The organism is Archangium minus, from assembly GCF_044360475.1.
GTDB lineage: Bacteria > Myxococcota > Myxococcia > Myxococcales > Myxococcaceae > Archangium > Archangium minus.
The window spans coordinates 1130948-1154353 of record NZ_CP043494.1 but is presented as its reverse complement, the minus strand read 5'-3'; the positions used below and the strand labels follow the sequence as shown (position 1 = coordinate 1154353).

Sequence of the window (23406 nt, the reverse complement as noted above, 5' to 3'; positions counted from 1 at the left end):
CGGGCGCACCCGCGTTTACGCGTCATTCCGGAGCGACAGCTTTCAAACCGCGTCGCTTCCGGAGGTGCGCCGTGTCCACCCGTCTTGTTGGCCCGCGCCCACCTGGCGCACGGCTGCGCCCTCTGCTGGGCGGCTGGTTTCTTCTCGTCCTCTTCCTCCAGTCCTCGTGTGGCATGGGCACCCCACACGGCAACCTCCTCGTGGGCTACCGCTACAATCCGCTCACGCCCCCACCGACACAGAAAGAGACTGTGGCCTTCACAGTGGAGCCCGGCCTCGAGTCCGCCACTGTGTACGTCGTGGACTTCCTGGAGCCCGGTGCCATCGCCACCCGGCCGGTCCCCATTCCCAGGGCCGAGTTCCAGCAGGCCTTCCAGCGACTCGCCCACGACGTGCGGCTGGGCGCGAAGACGCCACGGCAGGCGGCTCATGAATTGCTGAACCTCTCGCAACAGCAGCCCCAGGACGTCGAGACGGTCGCTAGCACGGGCGACTGGAACCTGGAGACGTACCGAGGCGAAGGCTACACCCTCGTGCCACAGAAACAGGACGGCCCGGTTCGCCTCATGCCCGAGGCGGATGAAGCCTTGAAGGCGAAGTACCTCCGGTGGTGTGCACACCAGGGCGGCGGCGACTGCCTCGGCCTGCTGGACGACGGGCCCTATTTGCGCACGGACGACAGGCGCACGCTCGCCCTGGCCCTCGCCTTCGGCACCGTGCTCGACGAGACGCGCGAGGCTCTTGGGCACGAGTTACTGAACGTGCAGGCGCTCGTCGCCCTGGTCGTCTGGACGGTAGCCCTCTACTGCATGATGTGGGTAGTGCCCGAGCCAACTACCAAGGCCCTGGCCGCTGGCCTGACCATCCTCCTCATGGGCTACCTGGGCCTTGAGACGGTGTACGGGCTCATGGACGGCTGGGCCCGCCTGGCCGACACAGCGCACCACGCCTCCACCTTCGAGGAGCTGCGCGCGGCGGGCGAGGACTTCGGCGAGGTGCTGGGCGAGGACGCGGCACGGGCCCTGATTCTCGCGGTGGCCCCCCTCAGCGGGCACACCCTGGGGCAGGTGCTGCCACGGGTGAAGTCGCTTCCGCGGTTCAACCTCGCGGAAGCGCAGTTCGAGGCGCAGGGCGGCGCCGCCGTCATGGCGCGCGTAGAAATCGTGGAGACGGCGCTCGCGGCGGAGGGGGCCCTGGCCAAGGCGGTGGCGGCGGTGGAAACGGTGGCCACCTCTCCGCGGGGCCCCATGGCCGTGGTCATGCTCAAGAAGGGGACGAGTTCAGGAGCCGGACAGGCTTCTGGGGGCCGCTCCGCCGAAACCATCATCCGTCACCGGGGCGGCAACCGGCAGGTGGAGTTGAGCGACGGCCAGCGCTGGCACTTGCCACGCGGCAAGTCGGCTGCGGACATTCCCGCCGAGGACAAGGTGGGCGACATGCTCCAGGAGGCCGTCACCCGGGCTGCGAAGGAGTGGGGGCCCCACAGGCTCAGCCGCCAAGAGCAAATCGCCATCGAAGAGGCCCAAAAGAAGGGCGAGTATTGGCTCGCACGACTGCTGGAGCGCGAGGCCCGGGGGCGCTTCGTGCAAAAAAGGGTGAGCGACAAGTTCAAGCATCTCTACGACTTCAGCCTCAGCGAAGGTATCGATGTGGCAGTCCCGGGAGGCTACAAGTACGAGATTCTCTCCGGCACTGAGTCGAACCTGGCGCGACATGGCAGGCGGATGGCCGGCGAGTTCTTCCGGATGCTCACCTTCTGAAAGGCGGCAGATGCTCTACAACAAGGTCTTCTTCGAGGACCGAGAAATCGAAAACGAGCGGCTGGAACTGACCGACAAGGGCTCGCTCTACTTCCTTGGCTCCAACCTGACGCTACGCAATTGTACCCTCGTTCTAAAAGTACCTACCCGGAACCTATCCATTGACGGAGTGCGGTTCATCGGCTGCACTTTCGAGGTGAAACAGGAACTGAAGAACCACCAGGATTGGATAAGGGCATCCCTGAAGGGCTGCCGCTTCAAGGGTCGGTTGACTGGGTGCGACTTCGGGTACTGGCCTGAATACGGGAGCGAGCCGGGATACCAATTCGGATCCATCGAGGACTGCGACTTCTCCGAGGCTCGCCTGGATGGCTGCCGCATCATGGGCTCAGACCCTGCCACCCTCCGCTTTCCCAAGTGGCCCTGCTTCACCATCCTCGACCCCATTGGCAGATGCCGTGAGCTCAACAGCGTCCAGTGGCCGGGGCGAGTCGGCCCTATTGTTATCGAGACGCTGCGCAAGCAGCCGCCCACCACAGTGGCATTGACCGAAGACGCCGTCACCATTGCAAAGCGGTTTGACACCACCCCGGAAGCACTCCGCGCCATCATCGAGAAGTTCGACTGCATCATCTACTGACCCGAACCTGGCGCGGCATGGCAGGCGGATGGCCGGCGAGTTCTTCCGGATGCTCACCTTCTAAAAGGGGTGGTGGCCATGGACCGGTTCGGTAACGTCCTCTTCGAGAACAAGGAGATTGAAAACGAGCGGCTGGAGTTGATGGAGAAGGAGGCGCACTACTTCCTGGGCCCCAACCTGACGATGAAGAACTGCACGCTCGTGCTGAAGGTGTCTGCCCGGCGTCTGTTCTTCGATGGAGCGCGCTTCATCAACTGCACCTTCGAGGTGAAGCAGGAGTTGAAGAACCACCAGCAATGGCTGGCTGCGTCCCTGAAGGGCTGTAGGTTCAAGGGGCGGCTGTCGGGGTGCGACTTCGGGCACTGGCCCGAGTACAGCAGCTTGCCGGGATATCAGCACGGATCCATTGAGGACTGCGACTTCTCCGAGGCCCGCTTGGACGGCTGCCGCATCATAGGGTGTGACCCCGCCACCCTTCGCTTTCCCAAGTGGCCCTGCTTCACCCTCCTCGACCCCATCGGACGAGCCACTGAATTACAAAGCGTCAAGTGGCCAGGAGCCTCTGGCGACATCATCCCAGACACGCTCCTCAAGAACCCACCGACTACTAAAGCCCTGACCTATTACGCTCCCGCTGCCGCCAAGCTACTCGAAACCACACCCGAAGCACTCCGCGCCGTCATCGAGAAGTTCGACTGCATCGTCTACTGACGGGCCCGTGCCGGGTTCAGCATCAGCTAAACCCGGCTCAAACGCCCTCAGAGCTGCTGCTCGCGACCGCGCACGTTCCAGGACTGGCGCAGTTCCTCGGGGATGCGGAAGGGCGGACGCTCGTGGCCGCGGCTCACCCAGACGATGCCCTCCAGCAGCTTGCGCCCGAACAGCTCGCTGAGCTTCGCGTTCACCACGTTCTGCTCGTCGCCCTCGTCCATCACCCAGCCCAAGAGCTGCAAGGGCTTCACCAGGGACTTCGTCCAGTCTGACGGAGGCACGGCAATCAGCTCCGCCGTGGAGTCCCCCACCAGGTGGCGGATGAGCGTGCGGCTCAGGCCATCAAAGACGTTGCCGGGGATGATGTGCTCCATCAGCTCGATGAGCGCACGCGTCATCGCCTGGCCCTCGGGGCTGGCGCAGAACACACGCTTGAAGATGGTGTCCGCCAGGAGCGCGCCGTCCTCGTACTTCTCCGGCAACAGGCGCTCGTCCACGCCCATGATGTAACCCACCACTCGCCACGCGTGGTAGTAGGCCTGCGCCTCGCGCTCCGAGAGCGTGTAGCCCAGCTTCGCCAGCGCGCGGATGGTCACCACCGAGAACGTCACCAGCGTGCCGGCCATGTCCTCCTGGTTGATGGGCTGACCCCATTTGGGATTCCAGTGGCCACTCTGGTGGATGAGGTAGCGCACGGCGGCGTGCATGAGGCGCACCTTCTGCGCGTCCCGAATGCCCCAGCCGTCCGGCTCCAGGCCTCCCGGCGACATCACGTCCACCACCATCTGCGCCGTCTCCACGATGCGGCGCTTGGTGTCCGTCTGCAGGCGCGCGGTGAGGTGCAGCACCTGCACGCCCTCGGCCCCCGCGTAGCACGTGGGCAGCGAGGCGCAGACGAGCGCCACCACCGACAGCGAGCCACACCGGCTGAACACCGCCTGGCCCTCGCGGATGAGCTCCGGATCCGCCCACGAAGGCATCCGAGCGCTCTGCTCGAAGTACCCACGCAACGGTGCGGGGAGTTGCTCCACCGACACCGACTCCTTGGCCACCAGCTGCTTCATCAGCTCGTTGGCCGACCCCACCAGTCCCTGCGCGAAGAGGCTCCGCACCGCCTCGTCGGCCGGCGCATCGCTCTGCTCGCGCATGGAATCCAGGAACTCGTTCGTCCAGCGCATGTCCGTCATTGGGCTTGTCCCCCGCTATGGCTCCGCCCCCCGCTACCGCGCGAAGGGCGGGCGCAGTGTGGCACACCCTCACGGACTGTTCGATATTGGATGCTTGCCTACCCCTCAATGGACCGGGGGCTCGGGGGCCCGTTCGCGATCCACCAGGAGTGAAGCCCGGGGCAGGGTGAAGCAAAAAGTGCTGCCCCGCCCCTCCTCGCTCTCCACCGCTAGGCGGCCCCCATGGGCCTCCACGAGCCCCCGGCTAATGGAGAGGCCAAGCCCGGTGCCCTTCTTTCCCGTTCCCTCGACTTGCCAGAAGGGCTCGAAGAGGTGGGGCAACGCCTCCGCGGGGATACCCGGGCCGGTGTCGCGCACCCGGAAGCGGACGAAGGACTCCTCAATGACCGCCTCCACCAACACCGCTCCTCCCTCGGGGGTGAACTTGAGCGCGTTACCCACCAGGTTGGAGAGCACTTGGAAGAAGCGGTCCCGGTCACAGTGCACCCAGCCACGCTCCCGGGGCAGCTGCGTGCGCAGGGTAATCCCCTTCTGGATGGCCAGCGGCTCGAGCAGCGCCAGGCCCTCGCGCAGCAGCTCGTCCACGGCATGGCGCCGCAGGTCCAGCTTCAACCGGCCTACCTGAAGGCTCGCCATGTCGAGCAGATCCTGGATGAGGCGATCCATCCGCTCCACCGAGCGCTCGATGGTATGGGTGTGTTTGAGCATCCGCTCGCCCTGCTCACCCGGAGGCAGAAGCCGCCGCAGCAGCTGGGTGCTCAGCGCGATGCCGCCCAGCGGGTTCTTCAGATCGTGGCTCACCACGGCCAGCACCTCCTCGCGGGTGCGGACGGCCTGCTGGGCCTCGCGCTCGGCGGCCTCGGCCCGCGAGCGCTCGCGTTGCTGGGCCTTGGCCTCGGCGCGCGCGGCCTGCTCCCGGGCCACGAGCTGTATCCGCTCCGCCTCACTGCTCAGACGCCGGGCCTCCGCGCGATTCAGCGCGAACGCGGCCACCCACACCAGCACGGTGAAGACGACGGCGTTGCCCGTGGCGATGAGCGCCAGGGCAAAGGGCAGCGCGTAGGCCTCGGAGCGGTAACCCACGAGCACCAGGCCGATCAGGAGGATGGGGAGGACGAGCGCCGGGGGCAGCAGCCAGCGCGCGAGCACGCCGCCCAGGCCCGATTGGGTGACGACGCTCATCAAGCCCCGGTCCGGGCGGCAGTGGAAGACGCCCAGGGACAGCAGCAGCACGCACACCGTGGTGTGCACCGCCATCTGCGCATAGCGGCTGATGCCGGTGAACTCCGCCAGCCCGTAGAGGTAGCCCACGAAGCCCACCAGCGCGATGACCGCCGAGAAGGCGGCGAGATACTGCGAGGGCCAGCCCACCACCCGCGTCTTCACCTCGAGGCACAGGAGCGCCACCCCGAGCAGCACGAGGCAGAGGGCCGTGTTGGGAGCCATCCGTCCCGGGTAGCCAAGCTCCACGCCCCGAACAGGGTCCCTCACGAGGAGCTGGTCGATGCCAAGGTCCACGTCGAAGAAGTATTGAGCGAGCGTCAGTCCACTGATGAGGGTCACCACCCCCGAGCACACCTGCGCGGCCCGCCGTTTGAGGGGACTGGAGTGGGGGATGCTCGCCAGCACCAGCGCGATGCCGGAGAGCATGAAGCACAGGGCCGTGTTGGCCTTCATCGTGGGCAGACCCGGCCGCAACCCCTTGAGCGAGTTGATGCCGAATACCCATGCGACGATGACCACCAGCCCCACCAGCAGGACGAGCACCCCCTCGATGGACGCGAGCCTCCGGAGGTTCCGGCACAACCGCTCATGGATGGTCACTTCCATGGCTTGCCCTCCCCCTCCCCTCCGGAGCCCTGCCGCCAGGGCTCGCCCTCAGACCTCAGAACGAGCCTGGGGCGAACCGTGCACGGGCTCGCGCCCCTCATGCCTCCCAATACGCCGCAACCGACTCGTGGCCCAGGTGCGGAAGTCGTGGAGAATTTCGTAGACGGTTGGAATCACCAACAGTGTCAACAACGTGGAGGTGATGACACCGCCGATGACGGCGCGACCCAGGGGGGCCCGGAAGTCACCGCCCTCGCCCGTACCCAGCGCGACCGGCACCATGCCCGCGATGAGGGCGAACGTCGTCATCATGATGGGCCGCAGGCGGGTGCGCCCCGCTTCAATGAGCGCCTCCCGCATGGGCTTGCCGTCCTTGTACGCCCACTTCGCGAAGTCGATGAGCAGGATGGCGTTCTTGGCGACGATTCCCATCAGCAGGATGACGCCGATGAGGCTCATGATGTTGAGCGTGTCCCCCGTCAGGAGCAGCGCCAGCACCACGCCGATGAGCGACAGCGGCAGCGAGACGAGGATGGCCAGCGGATCCAAGAACGAGCCAAACTGGATGACCAGGATGAGGTACATCAGCAGCACCGCCACCCCCAGCGCCAGGAAGACGCGGCCGAACACCTCGGCCTGATCTCGAGCCTCGCCGCCCTCATCCAACACGTAGCCCGGCGGCAGCCGCACCTTCTCCACCTGCGCCCGAATGTCCGTCATCACCTCCGACAGCGAGCGCCCCTGCACGTTCGCCTGGACGTTGATGACCTTCTCGCGGTTGAGGTGGTTGATTTGCGCGGGGCCCACCGTCTCGCGGATGCGCGCCACCTGCCCCAGCGGGACGAGCGCTGGAGTGCCCGTGCCGCCCGGTGCCGCGCCCGCCACCAGTGGGAGCTGCTCCAGGTCCCCCGGACGCGTGCGGGCCTCGGGGCTCAGCCGCACCATCACGTCCCGCGTCTCGCCCGAGGGGTCCACCCAGTCACCCGAGTCCACCCCCGCGAAGGCCGCGCGCAGCGACTGCGCCACCTGCGCCACCGTTACGTTGAGCCGGCCCGCCACGCCGCGGTCCACCTCGACCTCCACCTCCGGCTTCTCCCCGCGCGTGGACAGGCCCACGTCCACCGCGCCCGGCACCTTCGCCAGCTCCTGACGCACCTGCTCGGCCAACCGCGAGAGCTCCCGCGCGTCCGGCCCACGTAGCTCCAGCTGAATCTGCTTGGCGGCTCCGCCAAAGCCGCTGGTGAACACGGACACGCTCGCCCCAGCCACGCGTGACAGCTCCTGGCGCAGCGTGGTGCCGAGCGCCTCCTGGCTCACGTCGCGCTCGTGCTTGGGCTTGAGCCGCACGTACACCTGCGCCTGATCCACGCCCGGAGCACGCAACGGCTGAGGCGTGCCGATGGTGGAGAAGGTGTACGCCACCTCCGGGTGGCTGCGCGCGATGCGGGTCACCTCTTCCACCTTGCGCCGCGTGTAGTCGAGGCTGGAGCCCGCGGGCGTCTCCACCTGGAGCTCCAGCTCGGCGCGGTCGCTCACCGGAGCGAAGCCCGCGCCTCCGAAGAGGCCCTGCAGCGCCAGCGCGCCCACCAGCGAGCCCACCGCCACCAACACCATCGCCAGCCGGTGGTCCAGCGCCCAGGCGATGACGCCCTTGTAGCGGTCCGCCTGCCGGTCGAACCAGTGATTGAAGCGCGCGAGCACCCGCGAGATGGGACCCCTGCGCGCCCCCTTCTCCACCGCCGGATCCGGCCAGTACGCCGACAGCATCGGGTCCAACGAGAAGCTCACGAAGAGCGACACCAGCACCGAGCACGCGATGGTGAGGGCGAATGGCTTGAACCACTGCCCGGCCATTCCGTACATGAAGGCCACCGGCACGAACACCGCCACGATGGAGAACGTCGTCGCCGCCACCGCGAGGCCAATCTCGCTCGTGCCCTCGCGCGAGGCCGTGTAGTGGTCCTTCCCCATCTCGATGTGACGCACGATGTTCTCGCGCACCACGATGGCGTCGTCGATGAGGATGCCGATGGCCAGCGACAGGCCCATCAGCGACATGGTGTTGAGCGTGAAGCCAAACGCCCACACGCTGATGAAGGACGCCAGCACACTCACCGGCAGCGCCAGGCCCGTAATCACCGTGGAGCGCCACGAGTTGAGGAAGAGGAACACCACCAGCACGGTGAGCAGCGCGCCCTCCAGGAGCGTCGACTGCACGTTCTCCACGGCGCTCTCCACCCGGACGCCCGCGTCACGGACGATCTCCATCTTCACGCCCTGGGGCAGCCGGGACTGGAGCTCGGCGACACGCTCGCGGATGGCATCGGCCACCTGGGTGGTGCTGTACTCCTGGCTCTTGATGATGTCGATGCCCACCGCCTCACGGCCATCGTAGAGGGCCAGCGTGCGCGGGTCCTCGATACCGTCCACCACGTTGGCCACCTGGCCGAGCCGAATGGGCTGACCGCCCCGCTCGGCGATGACGACGCGGGCGAAGTCCTCGGGCGTCTCCAGCCGGCCCTTGAGGCGAATGGTGGTCTCCTCCAGCGGCCCGTCCAACCGGCCCACCGGGGCGGCGAGGTTCTGCTCCTGCAGCGCCTGCACCACCTGCGCGATGCTCAGCCCCGCGGCCTGCAACGCCTCCGGGCGCACGAACACCGTCATCTCCCGCTCAATGCCTCCCACTACCGTGGCCTGCGCCACGCCGGGAATGGAGCGCAACTCGCCCACGATGCCTGGGTCCGCCAGACGGGTGAGCTCCGTGGCCTTCATCGTGTCCGAGGTGATGGCCAGCGAGACAATGGGCAGGTCCGCTGGGTCGAAGCGCGTGAGGACCGGCTCCTCCATCTCCAGCGGCAGGTCCGCGCGCTTGCTGGAGATGGCGTCGCGCACGTCCTGCGAGGCCTGCTGCAGGTCCTTTTCGAAGTCGAAGAAGATGGTGAACTGCGCCAGGCCGTCGATGGCACTGGAGGTGGTCTGATCGGCGTCCACCCCGCTGATGCTGAAGATGGCGTCCTCGATGGGCTCAATCAGCTCGCGCTCGACCACGTCGGGCGAGGCTCCTGGGTAGGCGATGGTGACGTTGATGACGGGAGGCTGGACTTCCGGGAACTCGTCCGTCGGCAACACCGCCAGCGCCACCACGCCAAACACCACGAGCGCCAGCATGGCGGTAATGGTGACGATGGGCTTCTTGATGGCGAAATTGGAAATGAACACGGGAAGGCTCTCCCCTCAGCGAGGCGTGAGTTGCTGGGGCTCCTGCGCGGTGCCACCACCGCCCACGCCCGGCTCGGACTCCTGGGGCTGCTCGGGGACCCTCACCTGCACGGGCGTGCCCTCGGCCAGCTCCTGCGCCGAGCCCCTCAGCAGCACATCCCCCGCCTGCACGCCGGAGCGCAGCTCCACCATTCGCGCGAGCTCGTCCGTCATGCCGAGCGTCACCGGCACCTGCTCCACATGGCCGTCCTTCACGCGCATCACCGTGGGCGGCTCGGCGCGTAGGTTCACCGCGGACGTGGGCACGGCGGCCACCTGGCGCTGCACCGCCGCGACCCGCCCCTCGGCGAAGAGCCCCGTGAGCAGCGCCTGCTCGGTGTTGGGGAGCGCGACATAGAGGCGCACCTGGCCGGTGGCTGGATCCACCGCGGGGTTGATGCGTTCAATCTCTCCCGCGAAGGTGCGGTCCCCGAAGCCTCCGACATTGAAGTCCACCCGCGCGCCAGGCTTCAGCATCTCCAGTTGCGAGGCGGGAACGGAGGCCTCCAGCCGCAGGCTGGTGGGGTCGATGACGGTATAGAGCGCCGTGCCCGGCTGGACGATGTCACCCGCGCTGGCTCGGCGCTCACTCACCACCCCGTCGAAGGGGGCGACGATGCGGGTGCGGCCCAGTTGCTGGCGCGCGAGCGCGAGCCGGGCTTCCGCCTCGGAGAGCTGCGCCTGGGCCTGGTTGCGAGCGAGCACCGCCTGCTCCAGATCACGCTGGGTGATGACTCCCTGGTTGGCCAGCGTGCGGTTGCGGGCCTCCTCGGATCGGGCCACCTGCACGCCGTTGCGCGCCACCCGCACCGCGGTGCGCGCGGCGAGGACCTGATCCCTCAGCGAGGTATCATCGATGCGCGCGAGGAGCTGGCCCTTCTTCACCTCCTGGCCCTGCTCGACGGCCATCTCCAAGATGGCGCCCTGGGCCTCAGCCCGCATGGTGGCAGCGCGCCGGGCCTGGAGTGTCCCGGAGAGGACGGGCCCGTTCTGCAGCTGCCGCTGCTCCACGCGCACCACGTCCTCCGGCCCAAGCACCATCGGAGCCTGTTGTCCCTGCGCCTGCTGTCCCTGTACTGGCTGTCCCTGGGCTGTGGGCACCTCCGGCCCGCCCCGGTTGCAGCCCGAAAACACCACCAGGCCCAGCAACACGAGGGCCCGGCACACGCCCGCCCCACTCCCGGGAACCCGTCCCTCGTCCCGGCGTACCGTGCTCTCGTTCACGCTGCTCCACCTCCTGAAACGCCGTGTGGAGATGTGCACGAAGTACCCCGGGTGCACTCGGAGTCACACCTCGCGCTCTTGACCGCCTGCCTGCTGGGGGCGACTCGCCCCCTCGTCCGCTCTCCCGGCGTCCGGGCCAGCACAGTCCTTAAGATTCTCTTACGACCCGTCCCGTACGACGCGACATGAACAAGGAGAGGACGGACACCCATGGCCGAGCGCATTCTGCTCATCGAAGACGACCCTCAATTGGGAGCTCAAATCGTCGACTGCCTCGGCCGTGCGGGCTTTGAACCCACGTGGTGGACCGAGGGCCGTCCCCTGCAACCCGGAGACGTGGCCGCCTACCGGCTCGTCATCTTGGACCTGATGCTCCCGGGAACTCATGGGATGGACATGCTGCGGCGAATGCGTGACGGCTCGGACGTGCCGGTGCTCATCCTCAGCGCGCGCAATGACACCGCGGACAAGGTGCGGGCGCTGAAGCTGGGAGCCGACGACTACATGACCAAGCCCTTCTGGCCCGAGGAGCTGGTCGAGCGCGTGCGCGCACGACTGCGTCGTCCGGTGATGCAGCGGCAGGGAGGCGTGGAGCTCGGAGGGCTCCATGTGGACCTCGAGAGCCGCGAGGTGCGCGTGCAGGGCGAGCCGGTGGAGCTGACACGCGTGGAGTTCGATCTGCTGGCCGCGCTCGCCCGTCGGCCGGGAGCGGCGGTGACGCGCCAATGGCTGGTGGAGAACGTGTTGGACCCAGAGCGCGAGGGCACCGAGCGGACGCTGGACGTGCACGTGTCGCGGCTGCGGCGCAAGCTGGGTCCTGGCAAGTACATCGAGACGGTGTGGGGCATCGGCTACCGGCTCGGCGGAGGAGAGGAGGCATGAGGCTCCGGATGCGGCTGGCGCTCACGACGGCGGCAATGGCGCTCCCCGTCACGCTGGTCATGACAGGGCTCCGCAACACCGTCGAGGTGAACGCGCGCAAGGCGGTCCTCGCCGAGTATGCGCTCGCGACCCTGCAGGCCGGCGAGCGTGAGCACTGCGAGGCCGCTCCCGAGAGCTGGAGCAGGCAGCCGCGTCCCCCTCCCCCTCTAGACAGGAAGGGGGAGAGCCCTCCGCCACCACCTCCCGGTGACCGCCCGGGTCCTCGTCTGGAGAGGGAGCTTCAGCTCTTCGCCTACGACGCCCACTTCACGTCCCGCAACCCCGCAGCTCCGCCCCTGGACGCGAAGCTCGTGGAGGCCCTACGGCGGGGAGAGGACCTCGCCAGCCGCTCCGCCACGTACGGACCCACGGGCCCGAGCGAGGTGCTGGTCCGGATGCCCTGGAACTCCGGGCCGTGCGCCTTCGTGCTCGTCAAGAGACGGGAGCCTCGCGACACGGGGATGTTGAAGGGCCTGCTCCCCCCGGCCGACATGTGGCTGATGCCCACGGTCGTCGCCCTGGTCGGAGTGCTGCTCACCCTCGGTCCGGTGGTGCGCCGCCTCCGCCAACTCACCGGCGAGGTGCGGACCTTCGTCCGCAGTGCCTACCAGGGGACCCTCACCATCCGCGGCAACGATGAAATCTCCGAGCTGGCGCGCGCCTTCGACGAGGCGGGGCGCGAGGTGCACGCGCAGATGGACCTCAAGGAGAAGCGGGAGCAGACGCTGCGCACCTTCCTGGAGAACACCACGCATGACGTGATGATCCCCCTCACGGTGCTCCAGGGACACCTGGCCGAGCTGCAACGACGCGCGGCCCGGGGAGAGCCGGTGGACGCGGCGATTGTCACGGCGGCCAGCCAGGAGTCCCACTACATGGCGGCGCTCATCCACAACCTGGGCGCCGCGGCCCGGCTGGAGGCGGGCGAGCCGTCCCTTCAGCGCGCGCCGGTGGACCTCAACGCCCTGGTGGAGCGGTGCATGAGCCGTCACCGGCCCATCGCGCGGCAGCTTGGCGTGGCGCTCGAGTGCGCCGTGCCCGAGTCGCCCGTGGTGGTGGAGGGAGACGTCACGCTCATCGAGCAGGCGGTGAGCAACGTCATCTACAACGCCATGCGCTACAACTCGCGCGAGGGGCACGTCGCCGTCGTGCTCGAGCGCACGCCTGGAGAGACCTTCCGCCTGCGGGTGCTCGATGATGGACCCGGCATCCCCGAGAGCGAGCTGTCACGCATCGTCGAGCGGCGCGTCCGGGGCGACACGGCACGCACGCGAGGGGTCCACGGGCACGGCCTGGGCCTGAACATCGCCTGGCAGGTGACGGTGCTGCACGGGTGGAAGCTGGAGCTGGGGCGCTCGGAGTACGGCGGGCTCCAGGTGGACTTCCTGGGTGGGCTGACGCCCGGCTCCAGGCAAGGCGGGGAACGCGAAGCGGTGGGCAGCCCTGGGATGCGATAGTGGAGTGTCCACGAGGTTCGTGAGTGGTCGGAAATACCCTCACCCTAGCCCTCTCCCAGAGGGAGAGGGGACGTCCACGGACTTTGTCCTATAACTTTGGACTCGCGGCCGGGTAGCACCCCGCCTGCCGTGCTCGCTCACGCACCAGCGTCAGCACCATGTCGCACGTGGGCATCGGCTTGCCCACGAGCTGGCCAAGCTCCACCACCGCGCCCAGCAGCGCGTCGATCTCCATCGGCCGGCCACGCTCGAGGTCCTGCAGCATGGAGGTCTTATGCGCGCCGACCTCCGCCGCCCCCTGAATCCGCTTGTCCACGTCGATGGGGAAGCGCGTGCCCAGCGCCTCGGCGACTGCCTGGGCCTCGACCATCATGGTGCGCGCCACCGTCCGGAGGTCCCCCTGCGTCGCGAGCCGGTCGAGCGTCGCGCCCGTGAGCGCCGAGAGCGGATTGAAGGCCAGGTTGCCCCAGAGCTTGACCCAGAGTTCGTCCCGGATGCGTGGGCGAATCGGTGACTTCAGGCCCGCTTGGATGAACAGCTTGGACAGGGCCTCGATGCGAGGGCTCCTGCTGCCATCGGGCTCGCCCAGGGTGACGCGGTCTCCGTAGGAGTGCTCGATGACGCCGGGCTCGAGCACCTCGGCCGCCGGGTAGATCACCGCGCCGATGGCTCGCGAGGGGTGCAGCGTCTCCCAGAGCTTCCCACCCGGGTCCACGCTCTCCACGTGCCGGTCGCGGTAGGGCCCGTCGAGGCCGTAGAAGTACCAGTAGGGCACGCCGTTGATGCCCGTGATGAGCGAGGTCTCCGGGCCCAGCAGGGGCAGCATCTGCGCCGCCGCCGCTGGCAGGGAGTGCGCTTTCAGCGTGATGAGGACAGCGTCTTGCGGCCCCGCCTCGGCTGGGTTGTCGGTGCAGCGCGGCCGAACGGTGACGCTCTCGCCGCCGCTCCGCAGGGTGACGCCCTTCTCGCGCATCGCGGCGAGGTGGGCTCCGCGAGCGATGAAGGTGACGTCCGCGCCCGCCTGGAGCAGCCGGACGCCGAGGAACCCGCCTATTGCGCCCGCGCCGAAGATGGAGATCCTCATGACGAGAGCCCCAGGCGCGCGGCCAGACCGATGCGCTGCAGCTTGCCCGTCGCTCCCTTGGGAATCTCCGGGAGGAAGAGGATTTTGCGCGGCACCTTGAAGTCCGCCAGGCGCGCGGAGACGAAGTCCTGGAGCTCCCGCTCTCCGACGCTCGCGCCCTCGCGCAGCACCACGGCGGCGGCGATCTCCTCGCCCAGCTTCGGGTGCGGCATGGCGAACGTCACCACCTGCTGCACCGCCGGGTGGTCCATCAGCACCGTGTCGATCTCCAGTGGGCTGATCTTCTCCCCTCCCCGGTTGATGATCTCCTTGAGCCGGCCCGTGAGCCGCAGATAGCCGGCCTCGTCGAGCACGCCCTGGTCTCCGGTGCGGAACCAGCCCTGGGAGAAGGCCTTGGCGTTGGCCTCGGGGTTGTTCTCGTAGCCGGCCATGACGTTGCGGCCTCGGATGACCACCTCACCGAGCGAGCCCGGAGGCAGCAGATTCCCGGCCTCGTCCATGATGGCGACCTCCGGCCCCGCGGCGACACCCACCGAGCCCGCGTAGCGAGGCCTCGGCGGCAGCGGGTTCGAGGCCATCTGGTGCGAGGCCTCCGTCATGCCGTAGCTCTCGATGACCGGCACGCCGAACACCTGCTCCAGCTCCTCCATGACCTGCGGAGGCAGCGACGCGGAGGACGAGCGGATGAGGCGCAGCCGCCCAGCCCGGATGCTCTCCGTGTTGCGGCTGGCACGGCTGAGGATGGCCTGGTGCATGGTCGGCACCGCCGTGTACCAGGTGGGCCGAACCTCCTCGGCCCAGGAGAAGAACTTGAGCGCGTTGAAGCCCGGCGTGCACACCACCTGGCCGCCTGCCGCGAGGCTCGCCAGCACCGCCGCGATGAGGCCGTGGATGTGGAAGAGCGGCATGATGTTGAGACAGACGTCCTCGCGCCGCAGCTCCAGGGTCTGGCCAATGTGGAAGGCGGAGGCCGTGACGTTGACGTGGCGCAGCGGGACGATCTTCGGCCGCGCGGTTGTCCCGGAGGTGTGGAGCACGAGCGCTACGTCCTCGGCCTCGGCGAAGCCCGCCCGTGCCGGCGTGCCGGAGAGTGGCCGCTCCGGCTTCAAGGTGAAGAGGCCCGCGGGACCGCTCGCCTCGGGGACCAGCTCAATGACTGGGATGCCTCGCGCGGCGGCGACGGCGCGGGCTGGGCTCTCCATTCCTTCGAGGATGACGAGCGCCCGGGCGTTCAGGTCCGAGAGGTAGAACTCGAACTCCTCCGCACGGTAGGCGGGGTTGAGTGGAGCGGTGGTGGCACCGCAGGCGAAGGAGACGAAGGCCGTCGCCATCTCCGGCCCATTGGGCAGCACCAGGGCGACCCGCTCACCGCGCCCAATCCCCAGGGCATTCAGCGCCGCAACGGTGCGCCGCGCGAGCTCCCGCAGGCCGCCATAGCTCAGACCGGGCCGCCCCGGCGCTCCAATCGCGAGGTCCCCCTCGTGACCGTGCTCGATGAGACCCACGACCGTATCCGCGCGGTACATGCTCGACGCTCCTCGGCTCGGGCTGGAGACGCCCTGAGACGTCGATACGTCCTCCTGTGCCCCCGTGCAACCGGAGAGATACCGCTCCGTTGGCGAGCGGCGTGGCGTCAGTAGCGCGCCTGAACTCCCAGCGATGGAAGCGTCACGGGCGGCAGACCGAAGGGCTTACGCACCAACTGGCCCTTCTCTGTCCCATAGGAGTAGCGGAACACCTCCCTCGTCAGTGACAGGTTGAAGACGTCCAGCCACGCTTCCACTTCCAGGGGTCCCAGCAGGCCAGTCTTCGAGACCCTGCCGTCCACCCGGAAGTAGCCGGGCAGGCGCGCCACCTGATCCCGGTCCGCCGGCACCCAGCGCGCCGTCCCCTTTTCCGGATCCACCCCCTCGCGCTGCGTGGACGAGAAGAGCAGGCTCCCCGTCTCGGGCGCCCCGGTGTTGTAGTGCAGCGTGGTGCCCACGGTGAGGCCCCACGGCAGCTTCACGGTGACGGCCGCGTTGAGCACGTGCTGCTGCTCGAGCGCGGAGGCCAGGGGCAGCGTCTCCACCCCCACCACCCGGCCCGTGTCATCCCGCCGCTCCACGCGCGTGCTCAACGTGCGCCGCTGAAAGGTGTACGAGGCGAGCAGCGACCAGCGATTCCACAGCCGGCGCCGCGCCATCAACTCCACGCCGTAACCGTACCCCTCCGCGGTGCGCAGCTGCCCCCGCGCCGCGGGGTCGTCCGCGAGGAGGTCGAAGGACAGCACGTCCAACTCCACCGTGCGCACGCTCGGGTGGACGAACACGTCCGCGCGGAAGGTGAAGCCCGCGGCTCCCCGCATGTCCGCACCCGCCTCGAGCTGGAAGGCCCGCTGCAGCCCCAGCCGCGCCGCTGCCGCCTCCACGCCCGGCGCGTCGAGGAGGTGGGCCGGCGGCTGGTGCAGGAGGCCCGCGCCCAGCCGCAGCGCCACCGTCTCCGAGAGCGCCGCTCGCGCATGCAGCCGGGGCTCGACGACCACCCGGTTCAGCTCCGGCGCCAGGAGGTAGCCGTCCACGCGCAAGCTCGGGGTCAGGCGCCACCTGCTCTGGGTCCACGAGGCCTGCGCGTACGCGCCCGCGAACGTCGCCCGGGCAAGCGACTGGAGGACGCTCGTGGTGGCGGTGGGGCGCGCCGGGTCCCCGGCCTCGCCGGGACGAAAGGTGGTGGACTGGTCCACGTGGGTGAGCCGGCGCTCCACGTCCGCGCCCGCTGCTACCACGAGCTGCCGCGAGAGCGCGGTATGCCACGCCAGCCGCGCCCCGAGTGTGCGCTCGGAGAGTCCCACCGTGACGCGCGAGGCCTCCCCTCCACCGTTTGCGCCCAGGGTGTCCTGGCCCCAGGTGACAGCGGCCTCGGCATGCCCCACGCCCAGCGGGTGTGTGAGGCGCAGGTCCACGCGGTGGAAGGCGGTGCCCAGCCGCACCACGTCTCCCGTGCCGCTCAGGCCCGCGTCATCCGAGCTGCCCAGGGCCAACAGGCGCAACGAGCCCCTGCCCACAGCCTGCGTGACGCGCGCCTGGTAGTCGAAGAGGCCGAGCACCAGGTCCGGGCTCGACGGGCCTCGCAGGCCATTGATGACCGAGGCGGCAATCCACGGCGTATAGGCGAAGCGCCCGGCGAGCGTGACTTCGGTCCCCGTGGAGCGGAGTGGCACCTGGGTGAGCACACCCACGTTGAAGAGATCAATGGAGCCCACCGCGAAGACGGTGTCAGTGCTCGGCGCGATGAGCCGCGCGTCCACGGTACCCCCCAGCTCCCGGCCGAAGCGGGCCGGAGCGGGACCCCGGTAGAAGTCGAGCCCGGAGACGAGCCCCGGGTGCACGGTCGAGGGACCAACCCATAGGTGGTAGAGCTGCGGCACGCGCACGCCGTCCAGGTAGAAGCCCGTGGAGGACGGGGCCGCCCCGCGCACCACGGGGAGGCTCGCGCCTGAGACAATGTGGCTCACCCCGGGCATCACCATCAGCGCGCGAAACGGCTCACCCCACGAGCCAGCCAGGTCATGCAGCTCGGAAGACTCGAAGGAGAGGGGGGCGCCCCCCTCACTGGGCATCATGATCAAGCCAAACGGATGACTCCGCGTGAACTCGCCGAGGGCGACACCGCTCGCCGCGGGCGTCTCCTCGGCTCGGGAAGCGGCGCCCACGAGGAGCGCAAGCAGGACACCTGACGTCGGACGCATCTCGGGTTCAGCTCTCTCTCCTGCCGGGAGAGGATGGAGGAGGGGGACCGGGTTATATCCGGGCCCCCCTCACGTCCAGAACTCGCGTGTGACTACGGCGTCTCGCTGTGGATCAGCGTACCGGTGGAGAAGGACGCCTCGGAGCCGCACTGCGTCTGCCGCACCGGAGTGCTCGGGCACGACACCGGCGCGCGGGCGCGGTTGTGGTCCGTGAAGCAGCGAGCGCCCTCCGTGTCCCACTCCGCTTCCACCGCCCAGTTCTCCGTGTCCCGCTGCACGCCCACTGCGTCGTAGAGGTTCACCCACTGCCCGTTCACGGTGTGCGAGGTGCCATCACCGCAGTAGTCCGCGCGGATGAGGCGCGTGCACGCCTGGTGGTGCGCCGCCAGGCTCACCCCGTTGACGCTCGCCCACGGCTTGTAGCCAAAGTGGATGCACTTCGCGATGGCCGCTCCCTCGCAAGCGAAGGTGAAGGTGCGCGAATCGTCATACTTCGCACCGCCCTGGCCCGGCACTCCCTGCCGGTAGTCCCAGCGTCCCGCCACGGCGATGGCCTCCGCGGGCTGCCCGCTCGTGTCCCGGCAGATGGGGTACCACCGGCCATCCGCTGGCTCGCGGTAGGACACCTGGTACGTCCACACATCCCGGTTCTCGCCCGAGCCCGGCGTGATGGAGTCCACGCGCAGTTCCACCTGGCCACCGTTGCCCAGGTTGCCCTTGAAGCGAACCTGCTCGAAGTCGAGCCCGGAGAGGTGACGCCCGCGGAAGCGACCGTGGAAGACCGAGCCCTGCAGCCACACCCTGTCGAGCCGCACCTCCCCTCGCGCGAACCCGTCCTTCTGGTTCAACTTTGCGCCCGCATAGTTCACGGACACCAGCATCCGAGCGAGCCCCTGCCCATTCAGCTCACCTCCATTCAGGTTGGAGCCATTGAGGTTGGACCCGTTGAGGTTCGAGCCATTGAGATTGGAGCCATTCAGGTTCGACCCATTGCGCACTCCGAGAGCAGCCTCCGCCTGCCCGAGCTGCTCCTCCTGAGACACCGGAGCCTCGCCACCACACGCAACCACGCCCACTGCCGCCACGACGACACGGCACCACCCGCTCGCTCGCATGACCCACCCCTCCGCTACTCCGCCGACCCCGTCACGAGCGACGGTGTGCAGGGGCCATCTCGCGGGCAAGCCACACATGCCGCACCGGACACTTGCAGCGTCCAGGGCAATCACCCACGTGAGCGCCCCTTGGGGTCACTCCCGCGTGGGCGGCTTACGGGAGGGCAGATCGGCGCACAGGCGGATGCCCACGGTGATGTCCCGGAGGGTCCGCTCGGGCAGCTCGCGGTTGGCCAGTCGCGCCGAGGCGGCGGCGAAGTAGTACGCGCCACCCCGAGCGACGACGCGACCGGGCTCCAGCGAGGAGCGCGTCCACTCCCAGGCGTTGCCCACCATGTCATCCACGCCGAAGGGGCTGCGGGAGGCCAGGTGCGTCCCCACCTCGTCAGGGCCGAAGCCACCGGGCTCCTTGCCGTAGGTGAGATCGAAGTTGGCATCGTCCGGAGCGAGCACGTCGCCATGAGGGAACTCGCGACCGTCCTCGCCCCGCGCGGCACGCTCCCACTCTAGCTCTGTACACAGCCGAGCCCCCGGCACCCTGCCCGTCCGGTCGAGCCAGGCCGCATAGGCCTCTGCGTCCTCGAACGAGATGCCGGTGACGGGAAAGCGCATCCAGTCCTGGGTGACGCGCCGGTCCCGCTTCGCGTAGTTCAGCAGCTCCCCGGCGCGGACCGTGTAGGGCACGCCTCCCGGCTGGAAGCGCAGGGTCCAGGAGCCTCCCTCTCGCGTCAGCCGGAGCATGCCGTGATAGGTCGTGCTCGTGCGCGGCAGGCGGCGGGTGCGCTCCGCCGCGGGCAACGACTCCACGAAGGTCAGCCACTCCCTGTATGTCGTCTCGCGTTGGGAGATGAGGAAGCCGGCCGTCTCCTTCGCATGCAGCGGCACGGCGTTGAAGAAGCCGCGTACGCTCGCATCCGCCGCGCTCCCGAAGAGCACGCGCCCCGGCGGCACGTAGGCAAAGCCCGAAGGAAGCTCTCCCTCGCGGATCAGCGGCAGGGACAAGCGTCTGCGCTCCGCACGAGCCAGGCGCAGCGGGACAAGCGCGGGCTCATACCCCGGAGCCCGCACCGTCAGCCGCCAGTCTCCCGGGGCCACCGCCACGTCCACCCACGGCCCAGATCCGAGTGGCACCGGCTCGCCGATGGTCTCGCGGCCATCCACGTCCTTGGTGACGGGCCGTAGCTCCAGCATCGCGCCGGGCACGGAGAGGTCCAACGTGACGAGCGCGGGCGCAATCCAGCGTCGCCAGCGCTCTCCCGAGGTGTCGTACAGCCGCAGCCGCTGCAGCAGCGCCGGCAGCTCACTGGTCTCCATCGCCTGCTCGGCGTGCAGGGCGCGCTCGAGGAGGAAATCGGCCAGCGCGTCCCGAACATCCTGGCGCGTGGGGTCCAACACCAGCGCGTGCTCCAGGTGGTCTCCCGCCTCGTCCAGGCGGCGGTGCAGCACGGCCTCCGCCGCGACGGTCCGCGTCCACGCCGTGTCGCCCTCCTCCTTACGACCGGCGTCGTAGTGACGAAGGGCCTCCTCGCGGGCCGCGGCGAAGGCGGCGCGCTCCCGCTGCACCGCGTCCATGGCGGTGGCGGCCTCGGCCAGCCAGCCACGCACGGCCCTGTCCCGCTCCGCCGCCTCGTGCATCCGCACGCCTGCGTAGACGAGCGCCAGCGAGAGGACGAAGGCCACCCAGAGCGCCCGCCGCATGTGACGGCTGCGCACCACCGTGCGACGCGAGGCCTCCAGGAAGGCCAGCTCGCGCCGGGTGAGCTCGGCGGGCTCGAGCAAGGAGGCCTCGGCCAGTTGCCGAGGGCCCCAGAGCATGTCCCGCACATGGCCCACGCGCTCCCAGTGGGCGGAGTCGGCCTCCAGCCGAGCCTGCACCTCACGGCGCTCAGCGGCCTCGGCCAGCCAGCGGGCCAGGGACCCCCAGCCGCTCAGCAGCGCCTCGTGGGCCACTTCATAGGAGGTACCGCCCTCCCCCTCGCGAGCCACCAGCAGGCGCGCGCGCACCAGGCTCTCCAGCACGGTCCGGTGGCGCGGGTCATCTCCCACCAGCTCCTGGTCTGTCTTACGCGCCCGGGTGCCCTCCGCGGTGATGAGGCGCAGCAGGACCCCGCGCGCGACGGTCCGCTGATCCGGCAGCAGGCGAGCCACGGCCTCATCCGCGTGCTTCGCCAGCGCGCCCGCCACCCCGCCCAGTCCGTCCAGCGAGGCCTGGGTGATGATGCCCGTGCTCTCGTCCCGCGCATCCCACAGCTCGGCGAGCGCGAACTGCAACAGCGGCAGCCCGCCCCCAGCGGCCGAGCCCACCAGCGCATCCACCAGGGCCTCGGACTCGAAGCGCACGCCCTTCATCCGCGCCGGGCCCACCACGGCCTCGCGAATCTCCTCCGGGCCGAGCGCTCGCAGCAAATAGAGCGCCCCGGGCACCGCCGCGCCCAAGCCTGGCACCGCCGTCAGCCGAGTGAGGAAGTCGCTGCGGCACGTGGCCAGCAGGCGCACGCCGGACACGCCCTCGGCCAGTCCCCCGAGCGCGAGCCCCGCCTGCGCGGCCTCCGCGTCACCCGCGAGCGTCACCAGCTCCTCCAGCTGGTCCACGTAGACGACGAGCCCCTCTTCCGAGCGGAGGTGGGCCCGCAGCCGGCGCGCGAGTCCCGTGGGGTCCGCGCGCAAGGAGGCGACGAGCCCCTCCTCGTCCGCGCCCAGCACGGGAGCGAGCGCGGCAGCGAGCGCGGCAGCGGGGCGCCGGCCCGGAATCAGCCGAACCCCGCGCCAGCGCCGCCCGTCCTCCAGTGCCCCCTCCGCGAGCCGCGGCAGCACCCCGGCCAGACACAGCGAGGACTTGCCCACGCCGGAGTCACCGGCGACGAGCAGGAAGGGCTCGGCACGCAGCCGCTCCACCACCTCGCGCTGCTCGCGCCGCCGGCCGAAGAAGAGCGCGCGATGCTCGGCCTCGAAGGCCTGGAGCCCCCGGTAGGGATTGCCCTCGGGCACAGCGCCCGCCCACTCGTCGCGAGACAGCTGCTCCAGCGCGTCCAGCAACGCCATCGCGGAGGCGAAGCGCTCCTCGGGGTCGCGGCGCAAGCACCGGTCCACCACCGCCGCGAAGTCCGCGTCCACGCCCGGGGCGGCCTCGCTCAGGGGCCGCGCGTCCTCCGAGGCCATCACCCTGGGGAGCTCGCGCAGGGGCACGTGCCGGAAGGGTCCTCTGCCCGCGCACAGCTCGTAGAGCACCAGCCCCAGCGAGTACACGTCACTCCGGGCGGTGAGCTCCTCGCCTGCCCAAGCCTCCGGGGACATGTAATAGGGCGTGCCCACCAGAGCGCCATGGGGCAGCGAGGGCAGCTCCACCCCGTCGAGCGAGCCCGCCACGACCTCTGGATCCAACTCGGGCAGCGAGGGCGGCTCCTCCTGGGCCATCCGAGGCGCCGGCACCTCCAAGAAGGGCGTGCCCGCATCCATCAGCTTGGCCAGCCCGAAGTCCAGCAGCTTCACCTCCCCCGTCTCGGTGAGGAGGGCATTGCCCGGCTTGATGTCGCGGTGGAGCACGCCCCGCCGGTGCGCGGCGCCCAGCCCGCGCGCCAGATCCTTGCCGAGCGCCAGCACGCGCTCCCACGGCAGCGGCCGGGTCAGCTCGTCCAGCGAGGAGCCGCGAACGAATTCAGAGATGAGGTAGGGGTGGTTCTCCAGCTGTCCCACCCGGTAGAGCGTGACGACGTTGGGGTGCTGGACACGCGCCGCGGCTCGGGCCTCGACCAGGAAGCGGGTGAGCGCACCGGCACCCAGCGCGCGCACGAACTTCACCGCCACCGGCCTGTCCAGCAGCGTGTCATGCGCCAGGTACACGCGTCCCGTGGCCCCACGGCCAATGAGACGCACCAGGCGGTACTCGTCGAATGCCTCGGGGGGAGTCCACCCGTCGACATTGGACCTTGAAGCAGGCGGAAGGCCCACGGGTCGTGCCTACGGAACGAAGAGAAGGGGTGACCGGCGTGAGAAACTAAGGTTTGCCCTTGGCTTTGCTGGGTTTGAGCATCCGGCGAATGCGGTCCTCCAGGTCCTGCGGCAGGCAGGGCTTGGCGACGAACTCGTCCGCGCCCGCCTGCCTCGCCTGCTCGGCGTTACCGGCCAGCACATGGCCGCTGAGCGCCATCACTGGAATGTTCCGCGTGCGGTGGTCCTGCTTCAGCAGCCGAGTGGCCTCCCAGCCATCCATGACCGGCAGGGACAGGTCCATCAAGATGATGTCGGGCGGGGCGCCCTGGGCCTTCTCCACGGCCTCGACGCCGTTGCGGGCCACCTCCACCTGAAACCCAACATATTCGAGGTACTCCGCGTACATCTCGCGGGCGTCATCGAAATCGTCGACCACGAGCACGCGGGTGCGGTCGGCCGAATTGGCTGGCTTGGCGACCTCATTCGCTCTGATTTCGAGGCTTTGCGTGGGCGGAGTGTCCATGGCGCGGGGCCCTCGTACCAAGTGGGAACGCCGCACCAT

General features: G+C 69.2%; 15 protein-coding genes. 5 read left to right on the top strand and 10 right to left on the bottom strand.

The window, feature by feature from the left end:
• Nucleotides 1–71 precede the first annotated feature (71 nt).
• From F0U60_RS04905 to F0U60_RS04895, 3 genes are all read left to right on the top strand, one after another.
• A complete protein-coding gene (locus F0U60_RS04905) occupies nucleotides 72–1760 on the top strand; it encodes a hypothetical protein (RefSeq protein ID WP_395814605.1) in 1689 nt (562 codons plus the stop codon).
• 10 nt (nucleotides 1761–1770) lie between these two features.
• Nucleotides 1771–2400 carry a hypothetical protein gene (locus F0U60_RS04900; RefSeq protein ID WP_395814602.1) on the top strand — a complete coding sequence of 210 codons (630 nt, stop codon included), beginning with the start codon at nucleotides 1771–1773 and terminating at the stop codon, nucleotides 2398–2400.
• Nucleotides 2401–2478: 78 nt separating this feature from the next.
• Nucleotides 2479–3111 carry a hypothetical protein gene (locus tag F0U60_RS04895; protein WP_395814599.1) on the top strand — a complete coding sequence of 211 codons (633 nt, stop codon included), beginning with the start codon at nucleotides 2479–2481 and terminating at the stop codon, nucleotides 3109–3111.
• 47 nt (nucleotides 3112–3158) lie between these two features.
• Here F0U60_RS04895 and F0U60_RS04890 read toward each other — a convergent pair whose 3' ends face one another.
• From F0U60_RS04890 to F0U60_RS04875, 4 genes are all read right to left on the bottom strand, one after another.
• A complete protein-coding gene (locus F0U60_RS04890; RefSeq protein WP_395814596.1) occupies nucleotides 3159–4298 on the bottom strand; it encodes an oxygenase MpaB family protein in 1140 nt (379 codons plus the stop codon).
• 105 nt (nucleotides 4299–4403) lie between these two features.
• Nucleotides 4404–6128, bottom strand: a complete 1725-nt coding sequence (locus tag F0U60_RS04885; RefSeq protein WP_395814593.1) for an ATP-binding protein — start codon at nucleotides 6126–6128, stop codon at nucleotides 4404–4406.
• 48 nt (nucleotides 6129–6176) lie between these two features.
• Nucleotides 6177–9347 (bottom strand): efflux RND transporter permease subunit, encoded by a 3171-nt coding sequence (locus F0U60_RS04880; protein ID WP_395814590.1) that lies wholly within the window; start codon nucleotides 9345–9347, stop codon nucleotides 6177–6179.
• A gap of 15 nt (nucleotides 9348–9362) precedes the next feature.
• Entirely contained in the window at nucleotides 9363–10610 is a 1248-nt protein-coding gene (locus tag F0U60_RS04875; protein WP_395814587.1) for an efflux RND transporter periplasmic adaptor subunit, read from the bottom strand.
• 210 nt (nucleotides 10611–10820) lie between these two features.
• Between F0U60_RS04875 and F0U60_RS04870 the strand changes: the two genes are divergently transcribed.
• Together F0U60_RS04870 and F0U60_RS04865 are read left to right on the top strand one after the other, a co-directional pair.
• Entirely contained in the window at nucleotides 10821–11492 is a 672-nt protein-coding gene (locus F0U60_RS04870; protein WP_395814584.1) for a response regulator transcription factor, read from the top strand.
• On the top strand, nucleotides 11489–12988 hold the full coding sequence (locus F0U60_RS04865) for a sensor histidine kinase (RefSeq protein ID WP_395814581.1): 1500 nt from the start codon (nucleotides 11489–11491) through the stop codon (nucleotides 12986–12988). The genes F0U60_RS04870 and F0U60_RS04865 overlap by 4 nt, the downstream gene beginning before the upstream one ends.
• Before the next feature lie 88 nt (nucleotides 12989–13076).
• Here the strand turns inward: F0U60_RS04865 and F0U60_RS04860 are convergent, their stop codons facing one another.
• The 6 genes from F0U60_RS04860 to F0U60_RS04835 form a co-directional block, all read right to left on the bottom strand.
• Nucleotides 13077–14072, bottom strand: coding sequence for a 2-dehydropantoate 2-reductase (locus tag F0U60_RS04860; RefSeq protein ID WP_395814579.1), 996 nt, complete (start codon nucleotides 14070–14072; stop codon nucleotides 13077–13079).
• Entirely contained in the window at nucleotides 14069–15598 is a 1530-nt protein-coding gene (locus tag F0U60_RS04855; protein WP_395814577.1) for an acyl--CoA ligase, read from the bottom strand. Before F0U60_RS04855 ends, F0U60_RS04860 begins: the two co-directional genes overlap by 4 nt.
• A 107-nt stretch (nucleotides 15599–15705) precedes the next feature.
• Nucleotides 15706–17799, bottom strand: a complete 2094-nt coding sequence (locus F0U60_RS04850) for a TonB-dependent receptor (protein WP_395814574.1) — start codon at nucleotides 17797–17799, stop codon at nucleotides 15706–15708.
• A gap of 92 nt (nucleotides 17800–17891) precedes the next feature.
• Nucleotides 17892–18914, bottom strand: a complete 1023-nt coding sequence (locus F0U60_RS04845; RefSeq protein WP_395814571.1) for an ADYC domain-containing protein — start codon at nucleotides 18912–18914, stop codon at nucleotides 17892–17894.
• Nucleotides 18915–19049: 135 nt separating this feature from the next.
• Complete coding sequence (locus F0U60_RS04840) at nucleotides 19050–22862, bottom strand: SUMF1/EgtB/PvdO family nonheme iron enzyme (protein ID WP_395814568.1); 3813 nt, start codon at nucleotides 22860–22862, stop codon at nucleotides 19050–19052.
• 46 nt (nucleotides 22863–22908) lie between these two features.
• The gene (locus tag F0U60_RS04835) at nucleotides 22909–23367 is read right to left on the bottom strand and encodes a response regulator (RefSeq protein WP_395814565.1); all 459 of its coding nucleotides are present in this window, start codon (nucleotides 23365–23367) and stop codon (nucleotides 22909–22911) included.
• Between the last annotated feature and the right edge of the window lie 39 nt (nucleotides 23368–23406).